Genomic DNA, 18,751 nt, shown 5'->3' on the forward strand with positions numbered 1-18,751 from the left:
TCCGCGCCCTCCCCCTGTGACGCCCGCTCACATATACGGCCCTTTCAACCGACGCCCGCTCACATATATCCCCAATTGGCAGAACGCTCGCTCACTAAAAAGTGAGCGAGCGTTCTGCGTGGTGCGGTGATGCTTTTCAGAGCTGGTATTCGGCCTGGATACCCAAGCTTTCGTGGACGCAGAGGACATTGTTTTCCGTGTCCATGAACCAGGCGCAACGATCGGCGTCGGTAGTACAAATGTGGTGTTCGGTCTTGAGCTCGGGGAGATCATAATCCCGGAATTCGACGCCGCTCGCCTCCATTTCGTCGACTGTCCGCTCGATGTCGCTGACTTCAAAGGAAAGGGCAGTGTGCGATGAATGCATGCCGTCCTTGATGGGCATCAACTGCAGCATGGGACCACCATCGATGCCGAACAAATCATTTCCATCCCAGGTCATGCCGCGATGAGGGAGGCCGAGTTTCTCTGCGTAGAAGCTGCGGGCTCGGTCCACGTCGTCGACGGGCAAGACGGTTGTGGCTGTTCTCAGTGCTAGGTTCACTTCGCCACCTCCTACGCAAAAAATCTTACGCCGCACGCGATCGGAAAGACCTCGTGAGCAAACTTTGGTCTGGCCCGTTGTCAGGGCGGCAGCCTCGGCCTACGATGTGCAAAGCCCCCTCGCAGGGGAACAACTCCGGGACCTTCCCTCAACGGGTGATGGGAGCACCGCAGGAGGCCCGAGTCCTGGACATCACGGGACGGGAAGACAATGACGAAATATCTGTTCGAAGCAAACTACGTCGGCGACGGAATCAACGGGCTGTTGCGCGAGGGCGGCACCAAGCGCCGCGATGCTGTGGTCGATGCACTCAAATCCGTAGACGGATCGCTCGAATGTTTCTACTACGCTTTCGGCGAGACCGACGTCGTCGGGGTCTTCGAAATCCCTGACGCGGCTAGCGCCGCCGCCCTGTCACTCATGATCAATGCGACTGGCGCAGTGCGCCTGCATTTGAAGCCGCTCATGACGGTTGAGGATCTCGACGAAGCGGCCAAGAAGACCCCGGCATACCGCGCCCCAGGGCAATAGAACTCCTCAGACACGGAACGCTCCCCAGTGCTGGGGAGCGTTCCACGTATGCAGGCACAGTGAGCGAGCGTCCGGCCAAACACCCCCATACGTGAGCGGGCGTCGGAAGGGGGTTACTTCTCGACGAGGGTCAGGACGTCGTAGGTGGCTACGATTTCGTCATTCTGGTTGGTCAGCACAGCGTCCCAGGCTACCTCGCCGTATTCGTCGGTCTCGCGGGGGGTGATCTTCTTGGCCGTGAGCGTGACGCGGATCGAATCCCCTGCGGCCACGGGCGTGATGAAGCGCAGGTTCTCCAGGCCGTAGTTGGCCAGGACCGGGCCCGGCGCCGGCTCCACGAACAATCCGGCGGCCCAGCTGAGCAGCAGGTAGCCGTGCGCCACGATTCCCGGGAAGAACGGGTTGGCTTCGGCCGCTTCCTGGTTGGTGTGGGCGTAGAAGGTGTCGCCGGTGGAGTTGGCGAAGGCGGTGATGTCGTCCAGGGTGACCTGCCGCAGTTCGGACCGCACGGCGTCACCGATCCGCAGAGTAGCAAGCGACTTCCGGAACGGGTGCGTACCTTCCGTCTCCACTGTGAAGTTGCGGTCCGCGCCTGCGTGCCAGACTCCGGTCACTGCGGTGAGCATGTTCGGCGAGCCCTGGATAGCGGTGCGCTGCATGTGGTGCATGACGGAGCGGATACCACCGAGTTCCTCGCCGCCACCGGCGCGGCCCGGTCCGCCGTGGACCAGGTGCGGCACGGGCGAACCATGCCCGGTGGACGAACGGGCGTCCTCGCGGTTGAGCATCAGGACGCGGCCGTGGTGCGCCGCGATTCCGGTCACCAATTCGCGGGCGACCGCAGGATCGTTGGTGCACACGGAGGCCACGAGGGAGCCGCCACCGCGGGCGGCGAGGCGGACGGCGTCGTCGAGGTCCGAGTACCCGATCACGGAAGACACCGGACCGAATGCCTCGAGCGAGTGGACTGCTTCCGAGTCCACGTCGGCCCAGCTCAGGACGACCGGAGACATGAACGCTCCACCCTCCACGACACCGACGGTGCCGTCGAGCGAGGTGACCGACGGCGAATCGAGCGTCCCGTACGCAAGCTCACCACCGGCGTCGAGCATTGACTGCACTGCGGCGCGGACGTCGGCGAGCTGCTCGAGGGACGCGAGGGCGCCCATTGTGACGCCCTCTGCGCGGGGGTCGCCGACCACGACGCGCTCGTCCACCCGCGCACCGATGGCGGCGACGACGTCGGACACCAGGGCCTGGGGCACAATGGTGCGGCGGATCGAGGTGCACTTCTGGCCGGCTTTGACCGTCATTTCGGTGACGACCGACTTGATGAACGCGTCGAACTCCGGGGTGCCGGGCACGGCGTCGGGGCCGAGGATGGCGGCGTTGAGGGAGTCGGTTTCCGAGGTGAAGCGGACGCCGCCCTGGACCACGTTGACGTGGGACTTCAGCGAGTTGGCGGTGGAGGCGGAGCCGGTGAAGGCGAGAATGTCGCGGTAGTCGAGGTGGTCCAGCAGGGTGCGGGCGGATCCCGAGATGAGCTGCAGCGAGCCTTCCGGGAGGATGCCCGACTCGACGATTGCCTTGACCACGACGGCGGCAACGTAACCGGTGGGGGTGGCTGGCTTGACGATGGTGGGGACGCCGGCGATGAACGCGGGCGCGAACTTCTCGAGCATTCCCCACACGGGGAAGTTGAAGGCGTTGATCTGAGCCGCGACGCCCGGGATGCGGGTGTAAATGTGCTCGCCGGCGAAGGAACCGTCCCTGGACAGGACTTCCATGGGACCGTCCACCACGACCTGCGAGTTCGGCAGTTCGCGACGGCCCTTCGATCCGAAGGTGAAGAGCACCCCGATGCCGCCGTCGATGTCCACCATGGAGTCGATCTTGGTGGCGCCGGTCTTGAAGGACGAGGTGTAGAACTCCTCGCGACGGCCGTTGAGGTACTGCGCGAGTTCCTTGAGCTTGAGGGCGCGCTGATGGAAGGTGAGCTTGCCGAGCTCGCGCTGGCCCACCGTGCGGCCGTAGTTCACGACGCCGGCAAGGTCCAGTCCGTCGGTGTTGACCGTTGCGAGGATCTCGCCCGTGCTGGCATCGCGGACGGGCACGCCGGCGGTGGCGTCGGCGCTGGGGGTCCACCACTCGCCCTGGACGAAACTGGGCACGGTTTCAACGGTTGTGGCTTCCGGAGCGACTGCGGTACTGGTCATCGTCGACGGGTCCTTCCAAGGCACGGGCACGAAATGGACAGAACGACCGCAAATTACTGACCGGCCGTTCGGTAATATCCCCAGAATACATGAGAGGCCCTATCTGCACACTAGATGCCGCTTCGGGCGGCGTCCTTCTACCTCCCCGGAGCGTTGAGTTTGGCCCGGATGGCGGCAACTTCCGCACCGGAAACGCCGTTCGCCCGTAGGAAGGCGAAGGTGTCAAGGGAATGCGCGAATTCCAGGAGGCTGGCCGTGCGTACGGCCAACATCGCTTCGAGGGCGTCTTCCTCGAGGAAAGGATCATGGGCGTGAGGGGCGCGATGGTGCCGGTGGCGCTCGTTGATTCCACGCATTCCCTGCTGATAACCCCGCACGATTTCCTCGTCGCTCGCTCCTGCCAGATTCTGCAGCATCACGGCGATGATCCCGCTACGGTCGCGCCCGGCCGCACAGTGCACCACCACCCCGTCGGGTGCCGCGGCGATGGCCTTGAAAACTGCGGCGAGCTTGTCCGGGAAGAGCCGTACGTAGTCGGCGTAGTGGGCAGGGTCCTTCAAATACGGGCCAAAGAGCTCGGTGAATTCCTTGTCCTCCGGGTCCTCGGTGGGGCAATGGACGATGTCGAAACGCGCGGTCGCCTCCGCTGAAACCTCGGGATCGACCTCCCTGGGCTGCTGCTCACGAAGAGTCCGCAAGTCGATCACGGTGCGGATGCCGGCGTCGTACATTTGCTGCCACCCGGCGTCGGTGAGCCATTCCCGCCGCCCCATCCGGTACACGCTTCCGGCGATGTGCCAGGCGTTCACCGCACCGTCCCAATGGACGCCCCGCTGCTTGGCGGCGGTTGAGATCCCATCCATACCGGACAGCTAACCACATGCAGGATAGGTGAGCGAGGGTTTCCGGGGAGGCGGATATAGGTGAGCGAGCGTTGCCAGGAAGGGCGGGCCGTTAGCTGGCGACCAGGGACTTCGTCAGGATCGTCCCGCCGACGCCGATCAGGACCGTGCCGGATCCACCCGTGATGATCCGCTTCACGCGGGGTCGGGCCAGTGCCGTGGAGATTCTCTTGAGCGCATGAACCAGCGCGACATACCAAACCAGCGCAGTGAGCAGAAAGATGCCCGCCATCAACGCGTGCTGGCCCAGAGGGGGAAGCGGTGCGAGATTGAATTGGGGGAAAAGGGATAGATAGAAGACGGCGACCTTGGGGTTGAGCAGATTGCTCACCATTCCTTGAAGGAATGGTGAGTTACCTCGGAATCCAAGCCTGGGCCCAGGGGCCGCGATGGGTAGATTCCGGGGGCGTCCGAAGGCCTCAAGCAGGGCGCGGGTCCCCAGGTAAAGCAGGTAGGCGGCGCCGGCGATCCTGATGACGTTGCCCAGGACTTCCGACGCGCTTAGGAGCGCCGTGACGCCGAGCACGGCGAGAAGGGCAAGGATCGTGTTGCCGACCATGATTCCGATCGCGGTGGTCGCCGCTGATCCAGGTCCGCGGGGCGCGTTTTTCAGCACCAGGGCAAAATCGGGTCCTGGAACGAGGACCACGACGACGCAGGTCAGCGCGAAGGCCATGAGTTGTTCGACCATGTGGGACTGCTTCCGGAGGAGGGATGTGGCTCGGGCTAACCCAACTAACTCGCACTTAATGTCGTTATGAGCGCTCAAAACGACATCAACTGCGAGCTACTTGGGGAGGCGCTTCGCGAGCCTGAATTCGAGGCCTGTGCGGACAGCGGGCCACTCGTGTTCGAGGATCGAGAACACCACGGTGTCGCGGAGCACGCCGTCCACAGTCCGCGAGTGGTTGCGCAGCACGCCGTCCTGCTTCGCGCCCAACCGTGCGATGGCCTCGCGGGACTGGTGGTTGAGCCAGTGCGTCCGGAATTCGACGGCGGGGCAGCCAAGGGTTTCGAAGGCATGCCCCAGGAGCAACAGCTTGGAGTCCGGGTTGCTCCCGCTGCCCTGTGCCGAAGCCGCGTTCCAGGTGGAGCCGATCTCGACGCGCGGAGTGGCGGCGTCGATGTTCATGTAGGTGGTCATGCCGATGAGCTTTCCGTCCGCCTTCAACCGCGTGGCGAACGGCAGCATGGATCCTTGCTCCTGCAGCCCGAGCCGGCGGTCGATCTCCGCGGCCATGCCCTCCGGCGTCGGGACCGAGGTGTACCAGAGTTTCCACAACTCGCCGTCTTTGGCAGCATCCACCAAGCCGTCGTGGTGCTCGGGGCTAAGTGGTTCCAGGGTTACGAAGCGACCGTCCAGGGTCACGGGTGCAATGAGGGTCACCCAGCCAGCCTAACCGACCCAACTGACTCGCAGTTGTTGTCGTTATGGGGCCTGAAAACGACAACAACTGCGAGTCAGTTGGGGTGCCGGGGCAATTGCCTGTGGATAACTCAAAATGGCGTTCCAGGATTTGCAACGATAAGGCGATGAAGACCCCGCAACCGTTGCCGGCGCTGCTGGCGAACGCCCCGTTCACCTTTCAAGAAGCGGTCGACGCCGGTGTGAGCCGACGGCGGTTGCGGCACCAATCTCTGCCCTCGCCAAGCCGCGGCATCAGGATTCCAGACCAGTCACTGGTCCAAGGACAGCCGAGGGACGTCGGTTTCGTCCGGCCTTTCACTGCGGTGACCGAGTTCTCGGCTGCTTCGCATGCCACGGCTTTCGCCCTGTGGCGGTTCCCTGGATTTTTGCCCGGCACGGATGATCCGCGCATTCACATTTCACGTCCGGACACCATGGCCATTCCTCGGCGAACCGGGGTGGTGGGGCATGTAGGGCAGTTCTTCGACGACGAAATCACGAGCCTTGATGGCCTCCTGGTCACCACGCGCACCCGGACCTGGCTCGATGTGTCCAGGAGGATGACCGTGGATGAATTGACCGTTGTTGCCGATTATCTGGTGCGGATCCCGCGGCCGGAGTTTGAAGGCCGGACGGAGCCGTACGCAACGTTGGAACAGCTGGCCGACATGCTGGACCGGCACAAAGGCACGCCGGGAATCCGCAAAGCGCGCCTGGCTCTCGAACAGGCACGGATCGGCTCAGACTCCGCCCCGGAAACCCGGCTCCGGCTGGCACTCGAAAACGCCGGGCTGCCCGAACCGCAGCTGAACGTAGCCACTGAGCTAGGTGCCGGCGTCGTGCGTCAACCGGACCTGGGCTATCTCGAACACCGCGTGGCGGTCGAATACGACGGCGAGCCGCATTCCGAGCCGGCCCAGATAGTCCGGGACATCGCCCGCGAAGAGGATTTCGCCCGTGCCGGATGGCACTTGGTGAGGATCTCAAAACGGCACATGGAGAACGACGCACGGTCCGCCGTCGCGAAAGTCAGTGCCGTACTCCTGGACCGCGGTTGGGCGCCCAAGTAGCGGTTGGGCGCCCAAGTAGCGGTTGGGCGCCCAAGTGACTCGCAGTTGTTGTCGTTTTGGAGCCTCAAAACGACATTAAATGCGAGTCAGTTGGGTGACCCGAGGCGCTAGTCAGTCCAGTTGAAGAATCCCTTGCCGGTCTTGCGGCCCAGTTCGCCGCGGGCAACCTTGTCGCGCAGGATCTGCGGCGGGGCGAACCGCTCCCCCAGCGTCGAATGCAGGTACTCGGCGATGCCCAGGCGCACATCCAGGCCTACGATGTCCGTGGTCTTGAGCGGTCCCGTGGGGTGCTTGTAGCCGAGCACCATGGCCGCGTCGATGTCCTCGGCAGACGCCACGCCTTCTTCAACCATGCGCATCGCCTCGAGCGCGATAGCAACACCCAGCCGCGAGGAGGCAAAGCCGGGTGCGTCGTTGACGACGACGGCGGTCTTGCCGAGTGCCTCGGTCCAGCTTTTCGCCGTGGCGGCGAGCTCCGGCGACGTCTCCTTGGCCAGGACCACCTCGATGAGCGTGGAAGCCGGGACAGGGTTGAAGAAGTGCAGGCCCACGAAATTGGCAGGCCTACGGAGCTGCGACGCGAGGCCGGTCACGGAGAGCGACGAAGTGTTGGAGGCCAGGAAAGCGTCAGCGGAGAGGTGCTCCTCCACAGCCTTGAGGGCCGCAACCTTGAGTTCGTAGTCCTCGGGCACGGCTTCGACGACGAGTCCGCAGTGGACAAAGGAGTCGTAGTCGGTAGAAGTGCTGAACCGGGACAAGGCTTCTTCGGCGGTTCCCGTCAGGGTGCCTCTGGCCACGGACTTGGCCACCGCCTCGGCAACGCGACCTTGCGCGGCTGCGGCGGATTCGTGGTCGCGTTCGACGACGATCACGGTGGCGCCCTTGATCAGGAAGGCGTGGGCGATACCGGCGCCCATGCGGCCACCGCCCAGGACACCGACAACATGCGGGATGGCGGACGTTGCTGTCATTTTCGGGTCCTGTCTGGGTTGTCGCTGGACGGGTTGTCGCTGGATTGCTTGGCGCTCTTCTTGTCCAGGAACGCCTGCATGCGGTCGAACTTGGCCTGCGATTCGAAAAGCATGCCTTGGGCCAGTGTGTCGATCACGGGATGCGCTTCGGCCGGAGCGTGGAACACGGATTTGGTGATCCGGACCGCCAGGGGGTCCTGCCGGCCGATCCGGTCGGCAAGGTTGTGGGCCGCTTCCATCAGCACGGGGGCATCATGGATCTGGGTGATGAGGTTGATGCGCAGGGCTTCCTCGGCACGGAGAACGGCGCCCGCCAAGAGGATTTCCTTGGCAATCGGCTCCCCCACGAGTTCCTTGAGGCGCCACGTTGCACCGGCCGCGGCCATGATGCCCAGTCCGGTTTCCGGGTTGCCGATCCGCAGGCTGGGCGTGCCGATGCGGAAGTCCGCGGCGTAGGCGAGTTCGGCCCCGCCGCCCAGGCAATAGCCGTCCAGGGCCGCGATGACCGGCATGGGCAGCTTCGCGATCCGCACGAAAATCGTGGAGTTGATGCCGCGCAAAGCGTCGTCGCGCCGGCGTTCCCTCAACTGGCCGATATCGGCACCCGACGCGAAAACGCCTTCGACGCCGGCAATGATCAGGATTTTCGGCTCGCGTTCAAGGTGATCGCACACCTGATGGAGTTCATCCACCATCTGCTGGTCGATCGCGTTACGCACCTCGGGCCGGTTCAGCAGGACGGTGACGCGGTCCTCGCGCTCCTCAATGAGCAGGGTTCCGAATTCCCCGGGATTCAACGCCATTACACGCCTTCCAGGAGGATTGCCGCGCCCTGCCCGACGCCGATGCACATCGTCGCGAGGCCGATCTTGCGGTCGGCGCTGCCCAGCTCGCGTTCCATGCGGCCCAGCAAGGTGATCGCGATACGCGAGCCGCTGGAACCGAGCGGGTGCCCCAGGGAGATCGCACCGCCGTCGAGGTTGACGATGTCCGGATCCAGGCCCAAGCGCCGCATGCTCGCGAGCGATTGCGTCGCGAAGGCTTCATTGAGTTCGACGGCGCCAAGGTGCCCGACCGTGAGCCCGGACCGGGCCAGGATCTTCTGGGAAGCCGGAACGGGGCCGATGCCCATGATTTCCGGTTCGCAGCCAGCCGAGCCGCCGTCGATGATGCGGGCCCTCGGGGTGAGGCCGAACCTCTCGATGGCAGCCTCGGAGGCAACGATGATGGCGGACGCGCCGTCGTTGAGGGAGGAGGAGTTGCCCGCCGTGACTACGGAGCCGCCTGCGACCACTGGGCGGAGACCGGCGAGGACCTCCATGGTGGTTCCCTCACGCGGGCCTTCGTCGGTGTCCACGATCGTCTCGCCCTTGCGGGTCTTCACCGTGACCGGCACGATCTCTTCCTTGAACCGGCCGCCGGCAATGGCGGCGAGCGCGCGTTCGTGCGAGCGGACGGCGAAGGCATCGGCGTCCTCGCGGGAGATGCCGTCCACACGGGCGACTTCCTCGGCAGTTTCCGGCATGGAATACGTCATCTTGCCGCCGCGGGACAGCTCGCCCTTGCTGAAGAGGGGGTTGGCGAAGCGCCAGCCAATCGACGTGTCGAAGATCTGGCCCGGCTTGGCGAAGGCTGCGGTGGGCTTCTCCTGCACCCAGGGGGCCCGGCTCATCGACTCGACGCCGCCCGCCACCACGATGTCCGCAGCGCCGGCCTTGATCATGTGGCTGGCCATGATGATGGCGCTCATTCCGGAGGCGCAGAGGCGGTTGACCGTGATTCCGGGGATGTGGAGGGGCAGTCCCGCGAGAAGGGTTGCCATGCGGGCAACATTGCGGTTTTCCTCGCCGGCGCCGTTGGCGTTGCCAAGGATGACTTCATCGATCGCGTCGGGGTCGACGCCGGCACGGGCCACGGCTTCACGGACCACAAGGGCTGCCAGGTCATCAGGCCGTACCGCGGAAAGCGCGCCGCCATAACGGCCTACAGGGGTGCGGGCACCGCCAACAAGAAAAGCCTCGACCATGAGAACATCCTTCGCGAAGGGAGCGGGGCCGGAGAATAATTTACCGACCGTTCGTTCTATAAAGATTACACGGCACCGCGCCGCGGTCAACCGTCACCGGGTCAAGGGCCCCGCGGTCACCCCTCACTCAAATCACCCGGATACCCAGGTGTCCGGCCAACAGGGGTGCCAGCAGGGTGAGCTGGTAATCATCGATGACGACGCCGGAGAGTCCACCAAGTCCGTTGATCATCCGGAAGTCCGAGCCACGCAGATCCACATCCTTGAGCTTGGCCCCTGAGACATCCAGCGTCCCGATGGTGCAATCCTTGAGCACCATCCTCGTTGCGGTGCAAGCCCCGAGGTCGAGTTCGTTGATGATGCAGCCCGTGATCACCACATCCATGAGCTTGGATCCACGCAGGTTCAGGAAGTCCAGCTTGCCGCCGTCGATCTTCACTGAGTGCCAGGCACCCTCGTACATCTCCGCCGAACCCCACCGCGGGTTGCTGATCTGCACTTCACGCCACGAGGTCCGTGCAGCGGTGAACACCGGGGCGTAAGGCTCATTCAGGATGCAGTCCCGGAAGGTCGCGCCACGCAGTTGTGCCTCGTTGAAGGAGACCTGATTGAATTCACACTCAATGAAGTCCGCCCCGCTCAGCTCTGCTCCGTCAGCCACGGCGCGGGTGAGGCGGACGCCGTCGTACCGTTCCCCGCGCTGGAAGTCCGGAGTGGGGTCGTCGCGAAGCTCGTCGAGCCTGATTGGGGAGATCCGGGGTGCCGTCACCTTGGCAACCGCCATCAGAGCGTCTCCGCTTTCGCCGCGATCTCGACGAGATCCTTCGCAAGCGCCTTGCGGGTGACGCTCATTCCGAGCTTTCCGAACGCGGCCATCATGACCCTGCTGAAGAATGTCGGCTTGAGGACTTCGGCGCCGAAGAACAACGCGAGCTCGGTCCCGCCGTCGCGCTCTTCGAGGGTGAAGCGGGTGGTGTAATCCGCGCCGCCCTGCCTGGCCTTGACCGTGGTGGCGCGCGGAGGATCACACTCGGCAACATGCATTTCCACGGTCTCCTCCCTGCCCATCATGGCGCGGGTTTCCCTCCACCGCGTGCCCACACCATAGGGTCCCTCGCTGAGCATCTGTATGGCTTTGACTCCGGAAAGGGTCCTGGCCGAGCCCGGAATGTCGGAAATGACGGCCCAGACTTTCTCCCGCGAGGCGTTGACGTGGTGGCTGAGCGTGGTGCTGTGGTCCATGCATCGAGCCTAACGGCGACCGCTGACAAAAGCCTCCGGCGAAGACATTCGCGTGGTCTGGCAGGATTGCACCATGGTGCACATCGACTTGAGCGCTCAAAGCGCGCTGGCAGGAGGCTCGAAGACCCTGCGGGGTTACCTGGCCGAGCCCGACGGCGAAGGACCGTTTCCCGGCGTCGTGCTCATCCATGAAGCCTTCGGCCTCGACGAGGAGATGCACAGGCACGCGGACCGGCTGGCCGCGGCCGGTTACTTGACGCTCGCCGTCGACCTTTACAGCGACGGCGGCGCGAGGCGCTGCCTCGTGGCAACCATGCGCTCACTGGTCGCGGGCACGGGGCGGGCATTCACGGATGTGTCCACGGCACGTTCCTGGCTCCGCAGCGATGCCCGGTGCACAGGAAAGGTGGGGGTCATCGGATTCTGCATGGGCGGCGCCTTCGCCCTGCTCATGGCCCACGACGAGTTCGACGCCGCCTCCGTCAACTATGGCCAATTGCCACGGCACCTGGAGCAGGCTTTGGAAGGCGCCTGCCCCGTGGTGGCCAACTACGGAGCCAAGGACCGGTCAATGCCGGGAGCGGCCGCGAAGTTGGAGGCCGCCCTGACGACGCTCGGGATCGAGCACGATGTCAAGGAATTCCCGACGGCGGGCCACGCCTTCATGAACGACGTTGCGGTCGGACCCCGGCCTCTGCGGCCGTTGATGCGGGTGATGGGCATCAAACCCGATCCGGCCGCGGCTCCGGAAGCCTGGCAGCGGATCGAGGACCACTTCGCGAAACACCTGAAGGGCTGACCGGTTAAATCGATTGCTCCGTAAGTGCCGTTCTGAGCGCTCAAAATGGCAGTTACGGAGCAATCGATGGTGGGGACTAGCTAAAAAGCTCGCTCTTCGGCTCGTTGTTCTTGACCTTCTGCCAGCCAAGCCACAGCACCAGGGCGAAGAACGGGATGGTAGCCAGGGTCCAGAGGCCCAGGAGGAACACCTCGCCCGTGGCCTTGTCCGTCATGGTGTCCATGCCGATCAGCACGGTGATGGCCAAGAGGGCGATCAGGCCGGCCCAACTGGTCCACGGCGAACCCGGCATGGGGAGGCTGGAGACGTTGCCCTTCTTCTTGCGCAGCGCGATCTGGCTGGCGAAGATCGAGCCCCACGTGAAGATGACGCCGATCGATGCGGTGTTCAGCGCGAGGTCGAAGGCGTGCGATCCGCCCAACCAGATGTTGAGCAGGATGCCCACGAGATACACGGCGCCGATAGCCAGGATGGCCGCGTACGGCACGTGGCGGGTGGACATCTTGGTGAGCCACTTGGGGGCATGTCCATTGTTGGCCATGGTGCGGAAGATGCGGCCGATCGAGTACAGGCCCGAGTTGCACGAGGACAGCGCAGCGGTGATGACGATCATGTTCATGACGTCGCCCATCCACGGCAAGCCCATCTGGCCGAAGACCGTAACGAACGGGGAGGTCCCCGCGTGGTACTGGTCCGACGGCAGGAGCATAGCCAGCAGGGTGACGGAGCCGACGTAGAAGACCACAATGCGGATCACGACGGCGCGGATCGCCTTGGGCACTTCGCGTTCCGGGTTCTGCATCTCGCCGGCGGTAATGCCGACCAGTTCAATGGCGTTGTAAGCGAAGATCACGGCGTTCAGGACCAGGATCATCACCAGTCCGCCCTTGGGGAACATGCCGCCGTCGGCTGCGAAGAGGTTCCCCACGGAGGCGTGGCCGGTGCCGACCTGCGCGTTCGTGACCACCATGAAGGTGCCCACGGCCAGGAAGATCAGGATCGCGGCGACCTTGAGGCAGGACGCCCAGAATTCGAACTCGCCGAAGGCCTTGACGCTGAACAGGTTCACGGCCACCAGCAGCACCAGCGCGGCGATGGCGGACAGTTCAACGGGGACGTTCGGGAAGAAGAACTGGAAGTAGAGGCCGATGGCAATGAGCTCGGCGATGCCCGTCATGGCCCAATTGATGAAGTACATCCAACCGGAGAGGAAGGCGCCCTTCTTGCCGAACATTTCTCCGGCGTAGCTGACGAACGAGCCGGACGTCTGGCGGTACATGATCAGTTCGCCGAGGGCCCGCATCAGCAGGTAGGCGATGACGCCGGCAATCGCGTAGGAGAAAATCAGTGCCGGACCTGTGGAGGCCAGGCGTCCACCCGCACCCATGAAGAGCCCGACGCCGATCGCGCCGCCCATCGCGATCATCGTGACGTGGCGGCGGCTCAGGGTCTTCTGGTAGCCCTCGGCGCTGAGGTTTGCGGAAGTTGTAGCGGTACTGGGCGCAGCCAGGGTTCCCGGCTCACGCTGAAGGTCGGTTGTGGTTTTTTGAGGCACAGCTGTTCCTTGTGGGTTGAGTAGATGCCGGCCCTGGCTTCCCGCGCATTGGCACAGAACAATTCGAGCTTTCGACCTCTTGGCGAGTCGAATCAATTGCGAAAACGCGGAAGCGTCGAAGGTAAATCCGGCAGAACCATCGTACCCGGTGATTTCCGCGGACCGTGACGCGGGCAACAAACAGGGGCGTTAAGCTGGACATATGGGCACCATTCCGCCAGCCGGCAGGCTATACCGTTTCACGGGCTTGGACGCCGCGGCTTTCGGACTCTATGTGTCATTGGCCGCTGTTCTGAGCCTCGCCACCGCGCCCGTGACGGCTTTCGTGCAACAGATTTTCCCCGACCCTGCCACGGCCGTCTTCGCCATCAACCTCGGGTTCTATGCTTCGGTGGGCCTTTTCGCGGTTGCGGCAGCGTGGCGCGTCATAGCCCGGGATTTCCTGATTCTGGCCACACGTCCGTGGTTCACGCTGGCCATGATTCCACTGTCCATCGTCGCGATGCTGGTGATCACCGCCATCCTGGTGACAGTTACCGGATTGGCCAAGGAGTCGCAGAACCAGCTGACCCTCCAGTCGCTGGTCCTGCAACTGCCGCCATGGTTCGTGGTGCCGTTGCTGGTGGTGTTGGGTCCTTTCGTGGAGGAGTACCTGTTCCGGCACCTGCTCATCGGCAAGCTGTCCCGCCGAGTCAATATTTGGCTTTGTTGTGTCCTGTCCGTGCTGTGCTTCGCCGCCATCCATGTGGTGGGACGCGAGGGCTTGGTGGTTCCCGCGCTGGCCCCGTACCTCGGAATGGGCGTGGTCCTGGTGGCCGTCTACGTCTGGACGGGCAAGAACGTCATGTTCTCCTACTTCGTGCATGCCGCCAAGAACCTTCTGGCCGTCGTGCTGATCTACGCGATCCCGCCGCAACTCCTCAGCGGCTAGCCCACCCCACGCCCGCCCACCCAACTGACTCGCAGTAGATGTCGTTTTCAAGGCCCAAAACGACACTTACTGCGAGTTAGTTGGGCAACCCGGACCGGAACTGTCCGCTAGGCGCTTCCCCGGCCACGCGCCGTCGTCCTAGCTTCAGTCCATGGCACTGAACTTTCAGGTAGTGATCGACTGCAGGAATCCGCACGCCCTGGCCGATTGGTGGGCCGAGACGCTCGAATGGATCGTGGAGCCCCAGGACGAGGCGTTCATCCGGTCCATGGTGGATCAAGGCTTCGCCACGGAGGAAGAGACCACCACCCACAACGGCAAGCTCGTGTGGAAGGACGGCGCGGCCATCGGCCCGGCAGAAGACCGGGACAAGGACACCCGCCGCCGCTTCCTGTTCCAGACCGTTCCGGAGGACAAGACCGTCAAGAACCGCGTCCACTGGGACGTCCGCCTCAACGGACAGGACAAGGACGAGGTCCGTGCCGCGTTGGAAGCGCGGGGCGCGAAATTCCTGTGGACGGCCAAGCAAGGACCGCACGAATGGCACACCATGGCGGATCCCGAAGGCAACGAGTTCTGCATCAGCTGAGTGGATTACTAGACTCTGAGGGTGAGCAACGACTTCCCCGCCAAGGTATCCGACGTCTTTGACCCGTCCCGCTGGCGCAGAGTGTCCGGTTTCGACGATTTCCAGGACATGACCTACCACCGGCAGGTCGAGCGGGACGCGGACGGGAATGTGGCAAAGGACCTTCCCACGGTCCGGATCGCCTTCAACCGCCCGGAGGTCCGCAACGCCTTCCGTCCCGGCACGGTTGACGAGCTCTACCGTGCCATGGACCACGCCCGGATGACTCCCGATGTCGCCACCGTGCTTCTCACCGGCAACGGCCCCTCCCCCAAGGACGGCGGCCATTCCTTCTGCTCCGGCGGCGATCAGCGGATCCGCGGCAGGGACGGTTACCGCTATGCCGACGGCGAGACCCAGGAAAGCATCGACCCCGCCCGAGCCGGCCGCCTGCACATCCTGGAAGTCCAGCGGCTCATGCGGACCATGCCCAAGGTGGTCATCGCCGTCGTGAACGGCTGGGCAGCAGGCGGCGGCCACTCCCTTCACGTCGTGAGCGACCTCACCATCGCCTCGCGCGAGCACGGCAAGTTCAAGCAGACCGATGCCACCGTGGGAAGTTTCGACGCCGGTTACGGCTCGGCGCTGCTCGCCCGCCAGATCGGGCAGAAAGCCGCCCGCGAGATCTTCTTCCTGGCCCGTGAGTATTCCGCCGAGGACATGGTCCGCATGGGTGCCGTGAACGAGGCCGTGGACCACGAGCGCCTCGAGGAAGTCGCCCTGGAGTACGCGGCGGACATTGCGCGCCAATCCCCGCAGGCCATCCGCATGCTCAAGTTCGCCTTCAACCTCGCCGACGACGGCCTGGCCGGCCAGCAGGTGTTCGCCGGGGAGGCCACGCGCCTGGCCTACATGACGGACGAAGCCGTCGAGGGCAAGGAAGCCTTCCTCGAGAAGCGCGATCCGGACTGGTCCAACTTTCCGTACTACTTCTAGGACTCGCCCGTGAACATCGATCCCGTTCTCAAAGCCCTGGCCGCGGCCCTCCACGACGAGGGACCCGCCGTCGAAATCGTCGTCGCGGAAGACGGCACCCCGGTGGCCGTCCCCGTTGAAACGCCCGGTTTCGAGGACGCTGCAGTTGTCGTCCGCACGTCGGGGTCCACCGGCACGCCCAAGGCCACAGTGCTGACAGTCGATGAGCTCGCTGCTTCTTCCATGGCCACGGCCATCGCGCTCCGTGGTGAGGGCCAGTGGCTCCTGGCCCTGCCGCTGCAGTACGTTGCCGGAGTCCAGGTCCTGGTCCGCTCGCTCTTCGCCGGCACGCGTCCGTGGGTCATGGACCTCTCGAACGGCTTCACTCCGGAGGCCTTCACCGCCGCCGCCGAGGAACTGACGGACACCATCCGCTTCACCTCCCTGGTACCGACGCAATTGCAGCGGCTCCTGGACGCGCCGTCGCCTCAGACCCTCGCAGCCCTGCGCCGCTTCAATGCCATCCTCCTGGGCGGCGCTCCCGCGGCCACCGCACTGCTGGACGCCGCCAGCCAGGCCGGGCTGAAGGTCGTGACCACCTATGGCTCCGCCGAGACGTGCGGCGGTTGCGTGTACGACGGAAGCCCGCTGGAGGGCGTTCGGGTCACGCTCGACGGCGACGGCCGGGTCCTTCTGGGCGGCGACACCGTGGCTTCCGGCTACCTGGACGCGCCCGAGGCAAGTGCCGAGGCATTCTTCGACGAGGACGGCACCCGCTGGTATCGCACCAACGATCTTGGCGAGCTCGCCGCCGACGGCACGCTCACGGTGCTGGGACGGGCCGACGACGTCATCATCACCGGCGGCGTCAAAGCCTCCGCCGCGTTCATCCAGGCGGAGCTTGAAAAGTTCGACGGCGTCACGGCGGCTTTCGTGGCCGGGGTGCCTTCCAGGGAGTGGGGCCAGGCGGTGGCAGCGTATGTTGCCGTCGAGGACAGCTCCCCGGAAAGCGTCGCGGACTACAAGGCCCGCTGCCAGGAATCCCTAGGGACCCTTGCTCCCAAAACCGTGCTCACCACGGATGGACTCATCATGCTTCCCAATGGAAAGCCGGACCGGCTGGCGATGATCGAGCTTCTCACCGAGGTGCATCAGGGAGAATAGATAGGTCCTCCCTGACCGTCATTTGCCTTCCCCAACGCGAAACAACACGAGGTACTGAACGTGGCAACAGCTGCACAATGGATTCAAGGCGCCCGCCTGCGCACCCTGCCGGCGGCGATCGCGCCGGTGCTGATCGGCACAGCGGCCGCCTACGAGCTGCAATCTTTCCGGCTCTTGAATGCCATCCTCGCCGCCCTCGTGGCGCTGCTGCTGCAGATCGGGGTCAACTATGCCAACGACTATTCGGACGGGATCCGTGGCACCGATGAGGACCGCGTGGGTCCGCTCCGGCTGGTCGGTTCCGGCGCTGCCCGGCCGGACCACGTCAAGTGGGCCGCCTTCGGCGCGTTCGGCCTGGCCATGATTTTCGGCCTGGTCCTGGTGATCATCACGCAGAGCTGGTGGCTGATCCTGGTGGGCATCGGCTGCGTCCTCGCCGCCTGGGGATATACCGGGGGCAAGAACCCCTATGGCTATCTGGGCCTGGGCGACCTGTTTGTGTTTGTCTTCTTCGGCCTGGTGGCAACACTGGGCACCACCTACACGCAGGCGGGGCAAGTGAGCCTTCCGGCTGTCATCGGCGCGATTGGCACCGGATTGATCGCGTGCGCCCTACTGATGGCCAACAATGTGCGCGACATCCCCACGGACATGCTGGCGGGCAAGCGGACCTTGGCCGTGCGGCTGGGCGACCGCCATGCCCGCGAGAGCTACGTCCTGATGCTGGCCCTCGCCATCCTGCTGGTGGTGGTGCTCGCACCCACCAGGCCCTGGATGCTAATCGTGTTGCTGTTGGTCCCGGCCTGCCTCATGCCGGCATGGCTCATGGTCAACGGCCGGAAGCGAAAGAGCCTCATCCCGGTGCTCAAGCAGACCGGATTGATCAACCTTGGCTACAGCGTGCTGTTTTCCGTGGGCCTCATCCTGAGCCACGGCTTCTAACCCCCGCTCACATATAGCCCGGTTTTCGCCGACCCCCGCTCACATATAGCCCGGTTTTCGCCGACCCCCGCTCACATGGGCTTCTAGCCTTCTTTGGGGCGTCGGTCGTTCTCGACCGTAACTACGGGGTTTTCATCCACCAGCCGGTCCTCGATCGCGGCATCTTCGATCTCCAGCGCCGAGCGGATGGGCTTGGCCCGCCCGGAGAAACGCTCGCGCATGGATGCCGTGGCGTCGTCGCGCTGCTTCTTGAAAAACAGGTAACTGATGGCGAACGCGATAAGGCCCGCGAAAATAGCCGCCAGCAACAAACCCGTGTGCAACAGGGCAAAGAGGACGAAGAGCGGCACGAAGAGCGCCAAGCGGATCAGGGAGTATTTGAGGAAAGCCACGGATCAAGTTTAGCCTCACAGCCTGATCGCACTCTGTGCGCGCAGCTATCACCGGACCGCGCGGAGACTAGACTTGACGTTATGCTCCGCGTTGTTGCAGTTGTGGCCGTCCTGCTCGTATTCGTCTATGGGCTGGTGGATGCCATCCGCACCGACCGCCGCGCCACCCGCGGGATTTCCAAAACCGCGTGGATCGTGGTGATGATCCTGCTGCCGGTTCTCGGCGCGGTTCTTTGGTTCCTCATCGGCCGCCCGTACAACATCGGCCCCGCCCCGCAGCCCGCGAGCCACCCCACTGCACCCGACGACGACCCCGACTTTCTCCGCAACCTCGAGGCCCGCCGTCGCAAGCAGGCAGAAGCCGAACGGCTGAAGAAGCTCAAGGCCGAGCTCGAAGCGAAGGAACGCAAGCTCAAGGGCGAGTCCAAGGCCGACGACAGCGGCGACGTCAACAGCTGACGTTCCCTGAGCGATGGCACGAGCGGGCGTCAACTGATGCCCGCGGACCCGGCCCG

Annotated in this window: 21 protein-coding genes; 9 read left to right on the forward strand and 12 right to left on the reverse strand. The window is 64.3% G+C overall.

Features of this window, described 5'->3' with window-relative positions; all coding sequences use genetic code 11:
• Window positions 1-136: 136 nt before the first annotated feature.
• A complete protein-coding gene (locus OIT41_RS16670) occupies window positions 137-544 on the reverse strand; it encodes a VOC family protein (protein ID WP_241709336.1) in 408 nt (135 codons plus the stop codon).
• 210 nt (window positions 545-754) lie between these two features.
• Between OIT41_RS16670 and OIT41_RS16675 the strand changes: the two genes are divergently transcribed.
• The gene (locus tag OIT41_RS16675) at window positions 755-1,075 is read left to right on the forward strand and encodes a GYD domain-containing protein (protein WP_078107704.1); all 321 of its coding nucleotides are present in this window, start codon (window positions 755-757) and stop codon (window positions 1,073-1,075) included.
• A gap of 113 nt (window positions 1,076-1,188) precedes the next feature.
• Here OIT41_RS16675 and paaZ read toward each other — a convergent pair whose 3' ends face one another.
• The 4 genes from paaZ to OIT41_RS16695 form a co-directional block, all read right to left on the reverse strand.
• Window positions 1,189-3,291 (reverse strand): phenylacetic acid degradation bifunctional protein PaaZ, encoded by a 2,103-nt coding sequence (paaZ, locus tag OIT41_RS16680; protein WP_264636903.1) that lies wholly within the window; start codon window positions 3,289-3,291, stop codon window positions 1,189-1,191.
• Between the two features lie 137 nt (window positions 3,292-3,428).
• Complete coding sequence (locus OIT41_RS16685; protein WP_264636904.1) at window positions 3,429-4,154, reverse strand: tyrosine-protein phosphatase; 726 nt, start codon at window positions 4,152-4,154, stop codon at window positions 3,429-3,431.
• A 91-nt stretch (window positions 4,155-4,245) separates the two neighbouring features.
• Entirely contained in the window at window positions 4,246-4,884 is a 639-nt protein-coding gene (locus OIT41_RS16690; RefSeq protein WP_264636905.1) for a LysE family translocator, read from the reverse strand.
• Between the two features lie 96 nt (window positions 4,885-4,980).
• Window positions 4,981-5,580 (reverse strand): GNAT family N-acetyltransferase, encoded by a 600-nt coding sequence (locus OIT41_RS16695; RefSeq protein ID WP_264636906.1) that lies wholly within the window; start codon window positions 5,578-5,580, stop codon window positions 4,981-4,983.
• A gap of 146 nt (window positions 5,581-5,726) precedes the next feature.
• On the opposite strand from OIT41_RS16695, the gene OIT41_RS16700 reads away from it, so the two are divergent.
• Window positions 5,727-6,671 (forward strand): endonuclease domain-containing protein, encoded by a 945-nt coding sequence (locus OIT41_RS16700; protein WP_241709331.1) that lies wholly within the window; start codon window positions 5,727-5,729, stop codon window positions 6,669-6,671.
• A 107-nt stretch (window positions 6,672-6,778) separates the two neighbouring features.
• Here OIT41_RS16700 and OIT41_RS16705 read toward each other — a convergent pair whose 3' ends face one another.
• From OIT41_RS16705 to OIT41_RS16725, 5 genes are all read right to left on the reverse strand, one after another.
• Window positions 6,779-7,642 (reverse strand): 3-hydroxyacyl-CoA dehydrogenase family protein, encoded by an 864-nt coding sequence (locus OIT41_RS16705; protein ID WP_264636907.1) that lies wholly within the window; start codon window positions 7,640-7,642, stop codon window positions 6,779-6,781.
• Window positions 7,639-8,445, reverse strand: coding sequence for an enoyl-CoA hydratase/isomerase family protein (locus OIT41_RS16710; protein ID WP_264636908.1), 807 nt, complete (start codon window positions 8,443-8,445; stop codon window positions 7,639-7,641). The genes OIT41_RS16705 and OIT41_RS16710 overlap by 4 nt, the downstream gene beginning before the upstream one ends.
• A complete protein-coding gene (locus OIT41_RS16715) occupies window positions 8,445-9,668 on the reverse strand; it encodes a thiolase family protein (protein WP_264636909.1) in 1,224 nt (407 codons plus the stop codon). Before OIT41_RS16715 ends, OIT41_RS16710 begins: the two co-directional genes overlap by 1 nt.
• Window positions 9,669-9,795: 127 nt before the next feature.
• The gene (locus OIT41_RS16720) at window positions 9,796-10,452 is read right to left on the reverse strand and encodes a pentapeptide repeat-containing protein (RefSeq protein ID WP_264636910.1); all 657 of its coding nucleotides are present in this window, start codon (window positions 10,450-10,452) and stop codon (window positions 9,796-9,798) included.
• The gene (locus OIT41_RS16725) at window positions 10,452-10,910 is read right to left on the reverse strand and encodes an SRPBCC family protein (RefSeq protein WP_241709326.1); all 459 of its coding nucleotides are present in this window, start codon (window positions 10,908-10,910) and stop codon (window positions 10,452-10,454) included. The genes OIT41_RS16720 and OIT41_RS16725 overlap by 1 nt, the downstream gene beginning before the upstream one ends.
• A 73-nt stretch (window positions 10,911-10,983) precedes the next feature.
• On the opposite strand from OIT41_RS16725, the gene OIT41_RS16730 reads away from it, so the two are divergent.
• A complete protein-coding gene (locus OIT41_RS16730; RefSeq protein ID WP_264636911.1) occupies window positions 10,984-11,709 on the forward strand; it encodes a dienelactone hydrolase family protein in 726 nt (241 codons plus the stop codon).
• Window positions 11,710-11,785: 76 nt separating this feature from the next.
• Here OIT41_RS16730 and OIT41_RS16735 read toward each other — a convergent pair whose 3' ends face one another.
• Window positions 11,786-13,264: an amino acid permease gene (locus OIT41_RS16735; protein ID WP_413542292.1), complete on the reverse strand. Its 1,479-nt coding sequence runs from the start codon at window positions 13,262-13,264 to the stop codon at window positions 11,786-11,788.
• Window positions 13,265-13,466: 202 nt separating this feature from the next.
• Between OIT41_RS16735 and OIT41_RS16740 the strand changes: the two genes are divergently transcribed.
• The 5 genes from OIT41_RS16740 (at window position 13,467) to OIT41_RS16760 (ending at window position 17,844) form a co-directional block, all read left to right on the forward strand.
• Window positions 13,467-14,195, forward strand: a complete 729-nt coding sequence (locus tag OIT41_RS16740) for a CPBP family intramembrane glutamic endopeptidase (RefSeq protein ID WP_264636912.1) — start codon at window positions 13,467-13,469, stop codon at window positions 14,193-14,195.
• 151 nt (window positions 14,196-14,346) lie between these two features.
• Window positions 14,347-14,784: a VOC family protein gene (locus tag OIT41_RS16745; RefSeq protein WP_078107690.1), complete on the forward strand. Its 438-nt coding sequence runs from the start codon at window positions 14,347-14,349 to the stop codon at window positions 14,782-14,784.
• A 21-nt stretch (window positions 14,785-14,805) separates the two neighbouring features.
• Window positions 14,806-15,759, forward strand: a complete 954-nt coding sequence (locus OIT41_RS16750; RefSeq protein WP_264636913.1) for a 1,4-dihydroxy-2-naphthoyl-CoA synthase — start codon at window positions 14,806-14,808, stop codon at window positions 15,757-15,759.
• 9 nt (window positions 15,760-15,768) lie between these two features.
• A complete protein-coding gene (locus OIT41_RS16755) occupies window positions 15,769-16,902 on the forward strand; it encodes an AMP-binding protein (protein WP_264636914.1) in 1,134 nt (377 codons plus the stop codon).
• A gap of 60 nt (window positions 16,903-16,962) precedes the next feature.
• Entirely contained in the window at window positions 16,963-17,844 is an 882-nt protein-coding gene (locus OIT41_RS16760; RefSeq protein WP_078107687.1) for a 1,4-dihydroxy-2-naphthoate polyprenyltransferase, read from the forward strand.
• Window positions 17,845-17,927: 83 nt separating this feature from the next.
• Here the strand turns inward: OIT41_RS16760 and OIT41_RS16765 are convergent, their stop codons facing one another.
• Window positions 17,928-18,236, reverse strand: coding sequence for a DUF4229 domain-containing protein (locus OIT41_RS16765; protein WP_078107686.1), 309 nt, complete (start codon window positions 18,234-18,236; stop codon window positions 17,928-17,930).
• Window positions 18,237-18,317: 81 nt separating this feature from the next.
• Here OIT41_RS16765 and OIT41_RS16770 point away from each other — a divergent pair, with 81 nt between their 5' ends.
• On the forward strand, window positions 18,318-18,695 hold the full coding sequence (locus tag OIT41_RS16770; protein WP_241709318.1) for a PLD nuclease N-terminal domain-containing protein: 378 nt from the start codon (window positions 18,318-18,320) through the stop codon (window positions 18,693-18,695).
• Window positions 18,696-18,751 lie beyond the last annotated feature (56 nt).

The sequence above is a fragment of the Arthrobacter sp. YA7-1 genome (genome assembly GCF_025960325.1).
Classification (GTDB): Bacteria; Actinomycetota; Actinomycetes; order Actinomycetales; family Micrococcaceae; genus Arthrobacter; species Arthrobacter bambusae_A.

Excerpts from the sequence above, each read along its gene's own strand:
- OIT41_RS16690 (WP_264636905.1), bottom strand. The coding sequence starts at position 4,884 with ATGGTCGAACAACTCATGGCCTTCGCGCTGACCTGCGTCGTCGTGGTC.
- OIT41_RS16675 (WP_078107704.1), top strand. The coding sequence starts at position 755 with ATGACGAAATATCTGTTCGAAGCAAACTACGTCGGCGACGGAATCAAC.
- OIT41_RS16730 (WP_264636911.1), top strand. The coding sequence starts at position 10,984 with ATGGTGCACATCGACTTGAGCGCTCAAAGCGCGCTGGCAGGAGGCTCG.
- OIT41_RS16710 (WP_264636908.1), bottom strand. The coding sequence starts at position 8,445 with ATGGCGTTGAATCCCGGGGAATTCGGAACCCTGCTCATTGAGGAGCGC.
- OIT41_RS16770 (WP_241709318.1), top strand. The coding sequence starts at position 18,318 with ATGCTCCGCGTTGTTGCAGTTGTGGCCGTCCTGCTCGTATTCGTCTAT.
- OIT41_RS16715 (WP_264636909.1), bottom strand. The coding sequence starts at position 9,668 with ATGGTCGAGGCTTTTCTTGTTGGCGGTGCCCGCACCCCTGTAGGCCGT.
- OIT41_RS16700 (WP_241709331.1), top strand. The coding sequence starts at position 5,727 with ATGAAGACCCCGCAACCGTTGCCGGCGCTGCTGGCGAACGCCCCGTTC.
- OIT41_RS16720 (WP_264636910.1), bottom strand. The coding sequence starts at position 10,452 with ATGGCGGTTGCCAAGGTGACGGCACCCCGGATCTCCCCAATCAGGCTC.
- OIT41_RS16745 (WP_078107690.1), top strand. The coding sequence starts at position 14,347 with ATGGCACTGAACTTTCAGGTAGTGATCGACTGCAGGAATCCGCACGCC.
- OIT41_RS16685 (WP_264636904.1), bottom strand. The coding sequence starts at position 4,154 with ATGGATGGGATCTCAACCGCCGCCAAGCAGCGGGGCGTCCATTGGGAC.
- OIT41_RS16705 (WP_264636907.1), bottom strand. The coding sequence starts at position 7,642 with ATGACAGCAACGTCCGCCATCCCGCATGTTGTCGGTGTCCTGGGCGGT.
- paaZ (WP_264636903.1), bottom strand. The coding sequence starts at position 3,291 with ATGACCAGTACCGCAGTCGCTCCGGAAGCCACAACCGTTGAAACCGTG.
- OIT41_RS16740 (WP_264636912.1), top strand. The coding sequence starts at position 13,467 with ATGGGCACCATTCCGCCAGCCGGCAGGCTATACCGTTTCACGGGCTTG.
- OIT41_RS16725 (WP_241709326.1), bottom strand. The coding sequence starts at position 10,910 with ATGGACCACAGCACCACGCTCAGCCACCACGTCAACGCCTCGCGGGAG.